This is a genomic window from Streptomyces sp. NPDC056296, assembly GCF_042268605.1.
In the GTDB taxonomy this organism is placed as follows: domain Bacteria; phylum Actinomycetota; class Actinomycetes; order Streptomycetales; family Streptomycetaceae; genus Streptomyces.
This window is the reverse complement of the sequence record NZ_JBHJRX010000001.1, coordinates 1-13,004: the sequence shown is the minus strand read 5'-3', so window position 1 is coordinate 13,004 and position 13,004 is coordinate 1. Positions and strand designations below refer to the sequence as shown.

At 72.3% G+C, this 13,004-nt stretch carries 13 protein-coding genes and 1 riboswitch; of the genes, 10 read left to right on the top strand and 3 right to left on the bottom strand.

From position 1 onward, the window contains the following. Positions 1–7: 7 nt before the first annotated feature. From ACFCZF_RS00065 to ACFCZF_RS00050, 4 genes are all read left to right on the top strand, one after another. On the top strand, positions 8–1,195 hold the full coding sequence (locus ACFCZF_RS00065) for a glutathionylspermidine synthase family protein (protein WP_376669720.1): 1,188 nt from the start codon (positions 8–10) through the stop codon (positions 1,193–1,195). 59 nt (positions 1,196–1,254) lie between these two features. After that, a riboswitch (ZMP/ZTP riboswitch) is annotated at positions 1,255–1,341 on the top strand. Positions 1,342–1,370: 29 nt separating this feature from the next. Then, positions 1,371–2,816 (top strand): glycine hydroxymethyltransferase, encoded by a 1,446-nt coding sequence (locus tag ACFCZF_RS00060; protein ID WP_376669719.1) that lies wholly within the window; start codon positions 1,371–1,373, stop codon positions 2,814–2,816. Positions 2,817–2,912: 96 nt separating this feature from the next. Continuing rightward, positions 2,913–3,926, top strand: coding sequence for a tryptophan--tRNA ligase (gene trpS / locus ACFCZF_RS00055; protein WP_376669718.1), 1,014 nt, complete (start codon positions 2,913–2,915; stop codon positions 3,924–3,926). Between the two features lie 173 nt (positions 3,927–4,099). Beyond that, positions 4,100–4,678 carry a 2'-5' RNA ligase family protein gene (locus tag ACFCZF_RS00050; protein ID WP_376669717.1) on the top strand — a complete coding sequence of 193 codons (579 nt, stop codon included), beginning with the start codon at positions 4,100–4,102 and terminating at the stop codon, positions 4,676–4,678. Between the two features lie 15 nt (positions 4,679–4,693). Here ACFCZF_RS00050 and ACFCZF_RS00045 read toward each other — a convergent pair whose 3' ends face one another. Together ACFCZF_RS00045 and ACFCZF_RS00040 are read right to left on the bottom strand one after the other, a co-directional pair. Beyond that, positions 4,694–5,449 carry a decaprenylphospho-beta-D-erythro-pentofuranosid-2-ulose 2-reductase gene (locus ACFCZF_RS00045; RefSeq protein WP_376669716.1) on the bottom strand — a complete coding sequence of 252 codons (756 nt, stop codon included), beginning with the start codon at positions 5,447–5,449 and terminating at the stop codon, positions 4,694–4,696. 8 nt (positions 5,450–5,457) lie between these two features. Next, positions 5,458–6,807, bottom strand: coding sequence for an FAD-binding protein (locus ACFCZF_RS00040; RefSeq protein WP_376669715.1), 1,350 nt, complete (start codon positions 6,805–6,807; stop codon positions 5,458–5,460). Between the two features lie 133 nt (positions 6,808–6,940). Between ACFCZF_RS00040 and ACFCZF_RS00035 the strand changes: the two genes are divergently transcribed. The 4 genes from ACFCZF_RS00035 to ACFCZF_RS00020 are packed head-to-tail and all read left to right on the top strand — an operon-like array spanning position 6,941 to position 9,801. Further along, complete coding sequence (locus ACFCZF_RS00035; protein WP_375915909.1) at positions 6,941–7,450, top strand: phosphatase PAP2 family protein; 510 nt, start codon at positions 6,941–6,943, stop codon at positions 7,448–7,450. Further along, entirely contained in the window at positions 7,443–8,393 is a 951-nt protein-coding gene (locus tag ACFCZF_RS00030; RefSeq protein ID WP_376669714.1) for a decaprenyl-phosphate phosphoribosyltransferase, read from the top strand. Before ACFCZF_RS00035 ends, ACFCZF_RS00030 begins: the two co-directional genes overlap by 8 nt. After that, on the top strand, positions 8,387–8,872 hold the full coding sequence (locus ACFCZF_RS00025; protein WP_376669713.1) for a GtrA family protein: 486 nt from the start codon (positions 8,387–8,389) through the stop codon (positions 8,870–8,872). Before ACFCZF_RS00030 ends, ACFCZF_RS00025 begins: the two co-directional genes overlap by 7 nt. Then, positions 8,860–9,801, top strand: coding sequence for a YihY/virulence factor BrkB family protein (locus ACFCZF_RS00020; protein WP_376669712.1), 942 nt, complete (start codon positions 8,860–8,862; stop codon positions 9,799–9,801). Before ACFCZF_RS00025 ends, ACFCZF_RS00020 begins: the two co-directional genes overlap by 13 nt. On the opposite strand, the gene ACFCZF_RS00015 is transcribed toward ACFCZF_RS00020, so the two are convergent. Continuing rightward, positions 9,749–11,041 (bottom strand): D-alanyl-D-alanine carboxypeptidase family protein, encoded by a 1,293-nt coding sequence (locus tag ACFCZF_RS00015; protein ID WP_376669711.1) that lies wholly within the window; start codon positions 11,039–11,041, stop codon positions 9,749–9,751. The two genes, ACFCZF_RS00020 and ACFCZF_RS00015, sit on opposite strands and share 53 nt — an antisense overlap. A gap of 91 nt (positions 11,042–11,132) precedes the next feature. Between ACFCZF_RS00015 and ACFCZF_RS00010 the strand changes: the two genes are divergently transcribed. Both ACFCZF_RS00010 and ACFCZF_RS00005 read left to right on the top strand, forming a co-directional pair. After that, positions 11,133–11,372: an SCO4848 family membrane protein gene (locus tag ACFCZF_RS00010; protein WP_053135976.1), complete on the top strand. Its 240-nt coding sequence runs from the start codon at positions 11,133–11,135 to the stop codon at positions 11,370–11,372. Positions 11,373–11,390: 18 nt separating this feature from the next. Then, positions 11,391–12,869 carry a metallophosphoesterase gene (locus tag ACFCZF_RS00005; RefSeq protein ID WP_376669710.1) on the top strand — a complete coding sequence of 493 codons (1,479 nt, stop codon included), beginning with the start codon at positions 11,391–11,393 and terminating at the stop codon, positions 12,867–12,869. Positions 12,870–13,004: the final 135 nt, after the last annotated feature.

The following is a 13,004-nucleotide window of genomic DNA, read 5'->3' as shown; positions in this document are numbered from 1 at the left end:
GCCGGCCGTGGAACGCCGCACCGCCCGGCCGCGTCCCGGCTGGCAGCAGACGGTGGAGGAGCAGGGGTGCATCTACCCCCTCACCCGCTACCCCGACGACTCCCTGCGCCCCTACTGGGACGAGAGCGGCTACTACGTCTTCTCCCTCCCGGAGGTCGAGGCGCTGGAGGAGGTCGTCGAGGAACTCCACCGCATGTGCCTGGCCGCGGCCGAGCACATCGTCACCGCCGGCCGCTTCGCCGACCTGGGCATCACCGACCCGCGGGTGGTCCAGGCGGTCACCGAGGCCTGGCACCGCCGCGCCGAACTCCCCTCCGTCTACGCCCGCTTCGACCTGCGCTACGACGGCACGGGACCCGCCAAGCTCCTGGAGTACAACGCGGACACCCCGACCTCCCTCGTCGAGGCCGCGTCCCCGCAGTGGTTCTGGATGGAGGAGAGCTTCCCCGGCGCCGACCAGTGGAACAGCCTCCACGAGCGCCTCATCGACGCCTGGAAGAAGCAGGCCGCCCTCCTCCCGCCCGGCAGCCCGCTGTACTTCGCGAACTCCGAGGCCGACGAGCTGGGCGAGGACCTGATGACGGTCGCCTACCTCAAGGAGACCGCCGAGCAGGCCGGCCTGGAGACCGAGTGGATCTCCATGGAGGAGATCGGCTGGGACCGCCTGTCCGGCCGCTTCGTCGACGGCAGGCTCCGCTTCATCCGCAGCATCTTCAAGCTCTACCCCTGGGAGTGGCTCACCACCGACCGCTTCGCCGACCACGTCCTGGACACCCTCGACAACGGCGGCGGCACCGGCACCACCCTGTGGATCGAGCCCGCCTGGAAGATGCTGCTCAGCAACAAGGCGCTGCTGGCGATCCTCTGGGAGCTGTACCCCGGCCACCCCAACCTCCTCCCCGCCTACCTGGACGGCCCGCGCGAACTGGCCCACACCACCGGCTACGTCGCCAAGCCCCTCCTCGGCCGAGAGGGCGCCGGCGTCACCATCCACCGCCCCGGCACGGAAGCGCCGCCCCCGCGCACCGACCTCTGCTGCTACCAGGAGCTGGCTCCCCTGCCCGACTTCGACGGCAACCGCGTCGTCCTGGGCGCCTGGGTGGTGGAGAACGAGTCGGCGGGCCTGGGCATCAGGGAGTCGAGCGGCCTGGTGACGGACGAATACGCCCGCTTCCTGCCCCACGTGATCCTGTGAGGACCGTCGCTCGCATGGTGGACGCCGCCCCCCGGCACTCCGTGCCGCCCGGTAGGCTGCCCGTGGGCCGTGACTGGCGCGCTGGGATGGGACCGACCATCGGGGAGCGGCTCGAACGACGAGTGCCGTGCGCCTGGGCCGACCCGAACGCCGACCGCACCGTCCGGAGGTCCCCATGCCCGCAGAGCTCACCCCCGAGTCCACCGCCTACCGCGCCGCGCTCGACGTCATCCGCACGGTCGAGCCCCGCGTCGCCGACGCGATCGGCCAGGAGGTCGCCGACCAGCGCGAGATGCTCAAGCTGATCGCCTCCGAGAACTACGCCTCCCCGGCCACGCTCCTGACCATGGGCAACTGGTTCAGCGACAAGTACGCCGAGGGCACCATCGGCCGCCGCTTCTACGCCGGCTGCCGCAACGTCGACACCGTCGAGTCCCTCGCCGCCGAGCACGCGAAGGAACTCTTCGGCGCCCGGCACGCCTACGTCCAGCCGCACTCCGGCATCGACGCCAACCTCGTCGCCTTCTGGGCCGTCCTCGGCGCCCGCGTCGAGGTGCCCTTCCTGGAGAAGACCGGCGTCCGCCAGGTCAACGACCTGACCGACGCCGACTGGGCCGAGCTGCGCCGCGCCTTCGGCAACCAGCGCATGCTCGGCATGTCCCTGGACGCCGGCGGCCACCTCACTCACGGCTTCCGCCCGAACATCTCCGGCAAGATGTTCGACCAGCGCTCCTACGGCACCGACCCGGCGACCGGCCTCATCGACTACGAGGCCCTGCGCGCCTCGGCCCGCGAGTTCAAGCCGCTGATCATCGTCGCGGGCTACTCCGCGTACCCCCGGCTGGTGAACTTCCGGATCATGCGCGAGATCGCCGACGAGGTCGGCGCGACCCTCATGGTCGACATGGCGCACTTCGCGGGCCTGGTCGCGGGCAAGGTCCTCACCGGCGACTTCGACCCGGTCCCGCACGCCCAGATCGTCACGACGACCACCCACAAGTCGCTGCGCGGCCCGCGCGGCGGCATGGTCCTGTGCGACGACTCCCTCAAGGACCAGGTCGACCGCGGCTGCCCGATGGTCCTCGGCGGCCCGCTCCCGCACGTCATGGCCGCCAAGGCCGTCGCCCTCGCCGAGGCCAGGCAGCCCGCGTTCCAGGACTACGCCCAGCGCATCGTCGACAACGCCCGCGCGCTCGCCGAGGGTCTGATGAAGCGCGGCGCCACCCTGGTGACCGGCGGCACGGACAACCACCTGAACCTGATCGACGTGGCGTCCTCCTACGGCCTCACCGGCCGCCAGGCCGAGGCCGCCCTCCTCGACTCCGGCATCGTCACCAACCGCAACGCCATCCCGGCCGACCCGAACGGCGCCTGGTACACCTCCGGCATCCGCGTCGGCACCCCGGCGCTCACCACCCGCGGTCTGGGCACGGCCGAGATGGACGAGGTCGCGGGCCTGATCGACCGCGTCCTGACCACCACCGAGCCGGGCACCACGAAGTCGGGCGCCCCGTCGAAGGCCTCCCACATCCTGGACGAGAAGGTTGCCCACGAGATCGCCCAGCGCGCGACGGACCTGGTGAAGGGCTTCCCCCTGTACCCGGAGATCGACCTCGGCTGAGCCGACCAGGGGCGCGGGGAACTGCGCGACCGGCCACCCACGGTCCGCGGTTCCCCACGCACAGAACCCCCCGAGCTCTCTGAGACAATGGTGCGCATGGCGAATGACCGACCTCGTGTGCTCTCCGGAATCCAGCCCACCGCAGGCTCGTTCCACCTCGGCAACTACCTCGGCGCCGTCCGCCAGTGGGTGGCCCTCCAGGAGTCCCACGACGCGTTCTACATGGTCGTCGACCTGCACGCGATCACGGTCCCGCAGGACCCGAAGGAGCTGCGCGCCAACACCCGGCTCGCCGTCGCCCAGCTGCTGGCCGCCGGACTCGACCCGGACCGCTGCACGCTCTTCGTCCAGAGCCACGTCCCCGAGCACGCCCAGCTCGCCTGGATCATGAACTGCCTCACCGGCTTCGGCGAGGCGAGCCGCATGACGCAGTTCAAGGACAAGTCCGCGAAGCAGGGCGCCGACCGCGCCTCCGTCGGCCTGTTCACGTATCCGGTCCTCCAGGTCGCGGACATCCTGCTCTACCAGGCCGACCAGGTGCCCGTCGGCGAGGACCAGCGCCAGCACATCGAGCTGACCCGCGACCTGGCCGAGCGCTTCAACGGCCGCTTCGGCGAGGCCTTCACCGTCCCCTCCGCGTACATCCTCAAGGAGACGGCGAAGATCTACGACATGCAGGACCCGACCGCCAAGATGAGCAAGTCGGCGGCCACCCCCAAGGGCCTGATCAACCTGCTCGACGAGCCGAAGGCCACGGCGAAGAAGGTGAAGAGCGCCGTCACGGACACCGACACCGTGATCCGCTTCGACCGCGAGCACAAGCCCGGCGTCAGCAACCTGCTCTCGATCTACTCCACCCTCACCGGTGCGGAGATCCCGGAACTCGAGCAGAAGTACGAGGGCAAGGGTTACGGCGCGCTGAAGACGGACCTCGCCGAGGTCGTGGTGGAGTTCGTCACGCCCTTCCGGGAGCGTACCCAGCAGTACCTCGACGACCCGGAGACCCTCGACGCGATCCTGGCCAAGGGCGCGGAGAAGGCACGGGCCGTCGCCGCGGAGACCCTCGCCCGGGCGTACGACATGCTGGGCCTGCTCCCCGCCAAGCACTGACCGGGCACCGCCCCGACCACGGCCCCAGCACCGCACGCGCCCCGGCACGCCGCCGTAGCGCTGCACATCACTCCGGTTGCGCCTGCCCCGGGCACGGCCTGGGCCGTACAGTCGATAACCGGGTGTCCGACCCGGCGACATACAACGAGTGACACGTAACGACAGGAGACGACGTGGGGACCGTAACGATCGGCGTGTCGATCGCGGTCCCGGAGCCTCACGGCAGCAAGCTCCAGCAGCTGCGCGCGGGCTTCGGCGACGCCGCTGCTCACGGCATCCCCACGCACGTCACCCTGCTGCCGCCGACCGAGGTCGGCGGCGCCGCGCTGCCCGCGATCGAGGCGCATCTGGCGGAGGTGGCGGTGCGCGGCCGGCCCTTCCCGATGCGGCTGTCGGGCACCGGGACCTTCCGCCCGCTGTCGCCCGTGGTCTTCGTCCAGGTGGTCGAGGGCGCCGCGGCCTGCTCCTGGCTGCAGAAGCGGGTCCGCGACAGCTCCGGGCCGGTGCCGCGCGAACTGCAGTTCCCGTACCACCCGCACGTCACCGTGGCGCACGGCATCGAGGAAGCGGCGATGGACCGCGCCTTCGAGGAGCTGTCCGACTACGAGGCCCAGTGGCCCTGCACCGGCTTCGCGCTCTACGAGCAGGGCGCCGACGGGGTGTGGCGCAAGCTGCGCGAGTTCCCCTTCGGCAGCACCACGGTGCCTCCGCAGGCCGGACGCGTGGAGAGCGGCTCCCTGCCCGCCCGGTAGGCCCTCGCCGAGGCGCTACACCGGCAGCCGCCGGAACACCGCCCGCGGCAGATGCCGCAGCGCCGACATCACCACCCGCAGGGCGCCCGGCACCCACACCGTCTCCGAGCGCCGCCGCAGCCCCAGCTCGATGGCCGTGGCGACCGCCTCGGGCGTCGTGGCGAGCGGCGCCTCCTCCATCCCGGCGGTCATCCGCGACCGCACGAACCCGGGGCGTACGACCATGACGTGCACGCCCGTGCCGTGCAGCGCGTCGCCGAGGCCCTGCGCGAAGGCGTCCAGGCCGGCCTTGCTGGAGCCGTAGATGAAGTTTGCGCGGCGGGCCCGCTCGCCGGCCACGGAGGAGAGCACCACCAGGGAGCCGTGGCCCTGCGCCTGGAGCGCGCGGGCGCTGACCAGCCCGGCCGAGACAGCGCCGGTGTAGTTGGTCTGCGCGACCCTGACGGCGTTCAGCGGCTCGCGCTCGTCGTGCGCCTGGTCGCCCAGGACGCCGAAGGCCAGCAGCACCAGGTCGATGTCGCCCTCGGTGAAGACCTTGCCGAGCGCCGCCTCGTGGGACTCGGGGTCGAGCGCGTCGAAGGGGACGGTGCGCACCTCGGCGCCGAGGCCGCGCAGCTGCTCGGCCGCCGCGTCCAGGGCGGGGGAGGGGCGGCCGGCCAGCCACACCGTGCGGGTGCGGCGGGCGACCAGACGGCGCGCGGTGGCGAGCGCGATCTCGGACGTACCGCCGAGGACGAGAAGGGACTGGGGGAGGCCGAAGGCGTCCTTCACGACAGCTCCTAGAGGGTGAGGCGGCGGGAGAGATCGGAGGTGAAGACCCCGTGCGGATCCAGCTCCGCGCGCAGCGCGCGGAAGTCGTCCAGGCGCGGGTACATCGCGGCGAGCAGCTCCGGCCGCAGCCGGGAGTCCTTGGCGAGGTAGACCCGGCCGCCGGCCTGAGCGACCTCCTCGTCGAGGCCGTCGAGGAAGGTGCCGAGCCCCGGGAGGCCCGCCGGGATGTCCAGGGCGAGGGTCCAACCGGGCACGGGGAAGGAGAGCCAGCCCGGGTCGGCCTCCCCGAAGCGCTTGAGGACGGCCAGGAACGACGGGCAGCGCCGGGCGGAGATGCGTCCCACGACCCGGCGCAGGGCGTCCTCCTGGCCGTGGCCGACGACGAACTGGTACTGCACGAAGCCGCCGCGGCCGTAGATCCGGTTCCAGTGCGGGACGCCGTCCAGGGGGTGGAAGAAGGCGGAGATCCGCTGGAGTTCGCCCCGGCGCAGGCGGGGGGCCTTGCGGTACCACAGCTCGTTGAAGAGCCCGACCGTGGTCCGGCTGAGCAGGCCCTCCGGGACGAGGTCGGGGGCGGCCGGGAGGCGGGAGGTGCGGAAGGCCAGCGGCTCGCGCCGGGCCCGGTCGGACAGCGCCTCCAGGGGCGCGTGGTCGCCGCGGGTGAGTACCGCCCGGCCGGTCGCCGCGCCGCGGGCCAGCAGGTCGATCCAGGCGACCGAGTACCGGTAGCGGTGGTCGGTGGCCGTCAGGCGGGCCATGAGGTCGTCGAGGTCGTCGGCGCGCTCGGTGTCGACCGACATCAGCGACGTCTCGACCGGCTGGAGCCGCACGGTCGCGGTGAGGATCACCCCGGTCAGGCCCATGCCGCCGGCGGTCGCGTCGAACAGCGGCGTGCCCCGGTCCACGGTGCGGACCCGGCCGTCGGCGGTGAGCAGCTCGAAGGAGAGCACGTGCCGGGAGAAGGAGCCGGACACGTGGTGGTTCTTGCCGTGGATGTCCGCGCCGATCGCCCCGCCGACCGTCACGTACCGGGTGCCGGGGGTCACCGGCACGAACCAGCCGAGCGGCAGCAGCACCTCCATCAGCCGGTGCAGGGAGACACCCGCGTCGCAGAGCACGGTGCCGCCGTCGACGTCGATGGCGTGGACGCGGTCCAGGGCCGTCATGTCGAGCACGTCGCCGCCCGCGTTCTGCGCCGCGTCCCCGTACGCCCGCCCCAGACCCCGCGGGATGCCGCCGCGGACGCCGCAGTCGCGGACGGCGTCGGCGGCCTCCTGGAACGTGCGGGGGCGGATCACGCGGGCGACGGTGGGCGCCGTGCGGCCCCAGCCGGTGACGGGAACGGTGTCGGCAGACATGGCGGTGACCGTATCGCCCTCATGTGAGCGATTAGTCCCAGAACATCTCACTGGTCCCCGAAACGGGTGATTAATGGTATGTCGCTCGATATTGCCGGACTTCCCGCGCAGTCGGCGTGAACAGTGAGTCCACATGGACGACCTCGACGACATGGACCACCGGATCGTCACGGCGCTCAGAGCCCGCGGCACGGACCCGCGCGTGGCCGGCGCCGCGCGCGCCCTGTCCTGGGCCGGGGAGCACGGAGCGCTGTGGCTCGCGGCGGGCCTCGCCGGAGCCGCCGTGGACGGCACCCGGCGCTCGGCCTGGCTGCGCGGCACCGCGCTCACCGCGGGCGCCCACCTCGCCAGCATGGGCGTGAAGCGGGTCGTGCGCCGTCCCCGTCCCGCGCACGTCGTACCCCTGGTGCGCACCGCCGGCCGGCACTCCTTCCCCAGCTCGCACGCCACCTCGGCGGCGGCGGCCGCCGTGGCCTTCGGCGCGCTCGGCGTCCACGCCGCCTGGCCGCTCGCCGCCGCGGTGTGCGTCTCCCGGCTGGTCGTCGGCGTCCACTACCCCTCCGACATCGCGGCGGGCGCCGCCCTGGGCGCGCTCACGGCCCGGCTCGGCACCGACTGGATGCGCGGAGGCACCCGTGACTGACACCGCCGTCCTGCGGCAGCGCGCCCCCGAACAGCAGCAGGAACCCGCGCCGCCCCGCCGGGCGGGCATCCCGGCGGGTCTGCTGCGGACCGCGCGCCCCCGCCAGTGGATCAAGAACGTCCTGGTCGTCGCGGCTCCGGCCGCCGCCGGTGAACTGCTCTCCTGGCACACCCTGAGCCGGCTCGCCCTGGTCTTCGTCCTGTTCACCGCGTGCGCCGCCGCCGTCTACCTCGTCAACGACGCCCGCGACGCCGAGGCCGACCGCGCCCACCCGGTCAAGCGGCACCGCCCGGTCGCCGCCGGACAGGTCCCGGTGCCGGTCGCCTACGCCGTCGGGGGCGTCCTGGGCGTTGTCGCGCCCGTCGTCGCGGCCTGGCTGTGCCCGCCCGCCGTCGCGGCCCTGCTGACCGCCTACCTCGCCATGCAACTGGCGTACTGCGTCAGCCTCAAGCACGTCCTGGTCGTCGACCTCGCCGTCGTCACCACCGGCTTTTTGATGCGGGCGATGATCGGCGGACTCGCGCTCGGCATCCCGCTGTCCCGTTGGTTCCTCATCACGACCGGCTTCGGCGCGCTGTTCATGGTCTCCGCCAAGCGCTACTCCGAAGCCGTCCAGATGGCCGAGAAAGCGGGTGCCACGCGCGCGTTGCTCACCGAGTACACGACCGGCTACCTCCGCTTCGTCTGGCAGCTCGCGGCCGGCGTCGCCGTCCTCGGCTACTGCCTGTGGGCCATGGAGGAGGGCGGCGTCCCGCACACCAGCGTGCTGCCCTGGCGCCAGCTGTCCATGGTCGCCTTCATCCTCGCCGTCCTGCGCTACGCCGTCTTCGCCGACCGCGGCACCGCCGGCGAACCCGAGGACGTCGTCCTGCGCGACCGGGCGCTCGCGCTGATCGGCGTGGTGTGGGTGGCGATGTACGGCCTGGCGGTGGCCAATTGGTAGACGGCCCCCGGGCGGGCGCCCGGCGCGAGCTGCTCGGCTTCGCCTCCGCCGGCCTCCTCGCCTACGCCGTCGACCTCGGCCTCTTCGTCTGGCTGCGCGGCCCGGCCGGCCTCGACCCGCTCACCGCCAAGGCCCTGTCCTTCGTCGCCGGCTGCTCGGTCGCCTACGCGGGCAACGCGCTCGGCACCTACCGGCACACCCGCCCGCGGGGCCTGCGCCCGTACGCCGTGTTCTTCGCGGTGAACGCCGCCGGCGCCGCCGTACAGCTCCTGTGCCTGGCCGTCAGCCACTACGGCCTCGGCCTCACCTCGCAGCGGGCCGACACGGTCTCCGGCGCGGGAATCGGCATGGTGCTGGCCACCATCCTGCGTTTCTGGGGCACAAGAACACTGGTCTTCCGTACCGGGGCAGGAACCGGTGGCACGACGGGATCATGGACCAGGACGAGCGGGGGCAGAGTCGGATCATGGACTGGCTGAAGAAGCTCCCCGTGGTCGGGCCGTGGCTGGCACGGCTGATGACCACGCACGCGTGGCGTTCGTACGAGCGGCTGGACCGGGTGAAGTGGACGCGGCTGGCCGCCGCCATGACCTTCACCAGCTTCGTCGCGCTCTTCCCACTGCTCAGCCTGGCCGCCGCCATCGCCGCCGCCACGCTCACCAAGGACCAGCAGGACCAGCTCCAGGACAAGATCGCCGAGCAGATCCCCGGCATCTCCGACCAGCTGAACATCCAGAGTCTGATCGACAACGCCGGCACCGTCGGCCTCATCGCCGGCGCCCTGCTGCTGTTCACCGGCATCGGCTGGGTCGACGCCACCCGGGGCTGTCTGCGCGCCGTCTGGGAGCTGCCCGACGAGGAGGAGAACCCCTTCCTGCACCGGGCCAAGGACGCGGGCGTCCTCGTCGGTCTCGGCGGCGCGCTCCTGGTCACCGTCGCCATCTCCACCGTCGCCTCGGCGCTGGTCGGCTGGATCATCCGCCAGCTGGGCATCGCCGAGGGCGGCTTCGGCGGGGTGCTGCTCTACGTCGCCGCGTTCGCCGTCGCCGTACTCGCCGACTTCCTCCTGTTGCTCTACGTGCTGACCCTGCTCCCCGGCGTCCAGCCCGCGCGCCGCCGCCTGGTGGTGGCGGCGCTGATCGGCGCGATCGGCTTCGAGCTGCTGAAGCTGCTGCTGAGCGGCTACATGCAGGGCGTCGCCGCGAAGAGCATGTACGGCGCCTTCGGCGTCCCCGTCGCCCTGCTGCTGTGGATCAACTTCACCTCGAAGCTGGTGCTGTTCTGCGCCTCCTGGACGGCGACGGGAAGCAAGGAGGAGGAGGTGGAGGGGGCCGAGGAGGCCGGCGAACCGGGCGTCACGGGCGCGTCCGGCGACGGACCAGGTCCGGCAGCGGCCACTTCCGGTTGATCAGGAACGCGCCGCCCGCGAGCAGGACCAGCAGCCCGGCGGTGAGGCCGGCCGCGACACCGACGCCGCCGGCGCCGTCCGCGGCCGGGGCGCCCGCCACCGGCTGCGTGCCCGCCGCGCCCTTCCCGGTGCCGCCGGCCTCCCCGGAGGAGCTCGAACCAGGCTGCGGGCTCTCCTGGGCGGCGCTCTTCGGTGGCACCAGCTCACCCACCGGCTGTACCTTGCCGGCCGCCTTGAAGCCCCAGTCGAAGAGACGGGCGGTCTCCTTGTAGACCTCGTTGTGCTCGTCCTTCTCCGGGTTCATGACCGTGACGAGCAGCACCTTGCCGCCCTGCTCGGCGACGCCCGTGAAGGTGTAGCCCGCGTTGGTGGTGTAGCCGTTCTTCACGCCCGCGATGCCCGGGTAGACGCCGACGTCCGAGTCGCCGGCGAGCAGCCGGTTGGTGTTCTGGATCTCGAAGGGCTTGCGGGACGTCTTGCCCTTCTTGTTCTTCTTCGTCTCGCCCGGGAACTTCGCGCTGACCGTCGAGGCGTACTCGCGGAAGTCCTTCTTCTGCAGCCCCGAGCGGGCGAACAGCGTCAGGTCGTACGCCGAGGAGACCTGCTTCGGCGCGTCGTAGCCGTCAGGGCTGACGACGGTCGTGTCGAGGGCCTGGAGCTCCTCGGCGTGCTCGTTCATGTCCGCGACGGTCTCGTCGACACCGCCGTTCATCGCCGACAGCACGTGCACGGCATCGTTGCCGGAGCGCAGGAAGACACCGAGCCACAGGTCGTGGACGGTGTACGTCTCGTCCTCCTTGATGCCGACCATGCTGGAGCCGGCGCCGATGCCCGCGAGGTCGGAGGGGACCACCTTGTGCTTGGTCGTCTTCGGCCACTTCGGCAGCAGGGTGTCGGCGAACAGCATCTTCAGCGTGCTCGCCGGGGCCAGCCGCCAGTGCGCGTTGTGCGCGGCGAGCACGTCGCCGGACTCGGCGTCGGCCACGATCCACGAACGGGCGGTGAGGTCCTTCGGCAGCACGGGTGCCCCACCCGCCAGATCCACCTGCGTCCCGGGCTTCCCGAGCCGCGCGCCGCCCACGGTCGACATCGACGCGGGCGGGGTGGCCGACGGGCTCGCCGAGGAACTCGCCGAGGGGCTCGGGGCGGCGAGCGCGGCGGGCGAGAGGAGAGCGAGAGCGGTCAGGGCGGCGGAGGTGACCGTCAGGGAGCGCCTGACGGCCTTCTTGGGTGCGGGCACGAGCGAGAACGTACCTCCCGGGGGCGGCGCCTTCACACCCCCCTCCCGACCCCGCGCACGGATCCGGACACCGTGCGGCGATACTGAAACCATGAAGCTCAGCCGCCCCGTCTCCTGGTTCCTGCTCGCTTTCGGGGTGTGGAGCTGGATCATCTGGATCACTTTCGTCAAAAACCTGGTCAAGGACGGCAGCGGGCTCGCCTTCGAGGACGGCGACCCCACGGCGTACTTCTGGGTGCACCTGCTGCTCGCCGTCGTGTCCTTCGTATTGGGGACGGTCGTCGGGGTCATCGGGTTGCGCGGACTGCGCGCACTGCGCCGAACGTCATAACTGAAGGGGTACGACGGCATGGTGGTCGTCTTCGCGCTTGTCGCGCTGGCAGTGGTGAGCGTCCTCGTGACGTCCAACTGGTACGTGTGGCGGCGCCTGTTCCATGACACGACCCGGGGGCCCGGTCCCGTGCGCCGTATCGGCGCCGTGGTGATCGCCGGGGGCTGGGCGCTGGCCGTCGGCGCGCTGGTCTCCGGGCGCGCGGGCGCCCCCTTCTGGCTCCAGCAGGTCCTGGCCTGGCCGGGCTTCCTGTGGCTGGCGCTGTCGATCTACCTGCTGCTGGCGGTGCTGGCCGGTGAGGTCGTACGGCCGCTGCTGCGGCGGTTCCTGGAGCGCAGGGCGGCCGCGCGGCAGGCGGAGGCGGAGCCGCTGAGGTCCCCGGCGGCGGCGGACACGAAGCGCATACCGGCCGGGACGGCACCGCCCAAGGCACCCGAGACGCCCGAGGCACCCGAGACGCCCAAGGCACCCGAGACGCCCGAGGCATGCGAGACGCCCGAGGCACCCGAGACGCCCAAGGCACCCGAGACGCCCGAGGCATGCGAGACGCCCGAGGCACCCGAGGCAGCCGAGACGCCCGAGGCAGCCGAAACACCTGAGACCCCCGAGGCACCCGGGTCGCCGGCTCCCGGCGCCACGGCCGGCGGTCCGCCCGAGAGCCCGCTCGCCCTCCCCTCCCGCCGCCTCTTCGTCTCCCGTGTCCTCGGCGGTGCCGCCGCCGCGGCGGCCGTCGGGACGGTCGGCTACGGCACGTACGGCGTGCTGAACGGCCCGAGCGTGAAGCGGGTCACCGTGCCGCTGGCCAAGCTCCCCCGCGCGGCGCACGGTTTCCGCATCGCCGTGGTCAGCGACATCCACCTCGGCCCGGTGCTCGGCCGGGGCTTCGCGCAGAAGGTCGTCGACACGATCAACTCCACGCAGCCCGACCTCATCGCCGTCGTCGGCGACCTGGTCGACGGCAGCGTGAAGGACCTCGGCCCGGCGGCGGCTCCGCTGGCCGGTCTGAAGGCCCGGCACGGCGCGTACTTCGTCACCGGCAACCACGAGTACTTCTCCGGCGCCGAGCAGTGGGTCGACGAGGTACGGCGGCTCGGCCTGCTCCCGCTGGAGAACGCCCGCACCGAGCTGCCCCACTTCGACCTGGCCGGCGTCAACGACGTGGCGGGCGAGGACGAGGGCCAGGGCCCCGACTACGCCAAGGCCCTCGGCGACCGGGACCGCGCCCGCGCGTGCGTGCTCCTCGCCCACCAGCCGGTGCAGATCCACGACGCCGTCGACCACGGCGTCGACCTCCAGCTCTCCGGACACACCCACGGCGGCCAGCTCTGGCCCGGCAACCTCCTCGCCGGCCTCGCCAACCCCACCGTCGCGGGCCTGGAGCGCTACGGCGACACCCAGCTCTACGTCAGCCGCGGCGCGGGCGCCTGGGGCCCGCCCACGCGCGTGGGGGCGGAGTCGGACGTCACGGTCATCGAGCTGGCCTCACTGCGGGCCTAGGTGTGCTGTCCCGGGACGTTGGTGACACGCGTGCTGGGGAGCTTGAACAGGTGAGGGCCTTCTGGGTTCGGTGTGGATTGCGACATCTACCGCCGACCGCCAGGAGGCCCTCGTGTCCCACCGTAATGCCCCGCT

Excerpts from the sequence above, each read along its gene's own strand:
- ACFCZF_RS00060 (WP_376669719.1), top strand. The coding sequence starts at position 1,371 with ATGCCCGCAGAGCTCACCCCCGAGTCCACCGCCTACCGCGCCGCGCTC.
- trpS (WP_376669718.1), top strand. The coding sequence starts at position 2,913 with ATGGCGAATGACCGACCTCGTGTGCTCTCCGGAATCCAGCCCACCGCA.
- ACFCZF_RS00040 (WP_376669715.1), bottom strand. The coding sequence starts at position 6,807 with ATGTCTGCCGACACCGTTCCCGTCACCGGCTGGGGCCGCACGGCGCCC.
- ACFCZF_RS00035 (WP_375915909.1), top strand. The coding sequence starts at position 6,941 with ATGGACGACCTCGACGACATGGACCACCGGATCGTCACGGCGCTCAGA.
- ACFCZF_RS00020 (WP_376669712.1), top strand. The coding sequence starts at position 8,860 with ATGGACTGGCTGAAGAAGCTCCCCGTGGTCGGGCCGTGGCTGGCACGG.
- ACFCZF_RS00010 (WP_053135976.1), top strand. The coding sequence starts at position 11,133 with ATGAAGCTCAGCCGCCCCGTCTCCTGGTTCCTGCTCGCTTTCGGGGTG.
- ACFCZF_RS00005 (WP_376669710.1), top strand. The coding sequence starts at position 11,391 with ATGGTGGTCGTCTTCGCGCTTGTCGCGCTGGCAGTGGTGAGCGTCCTC.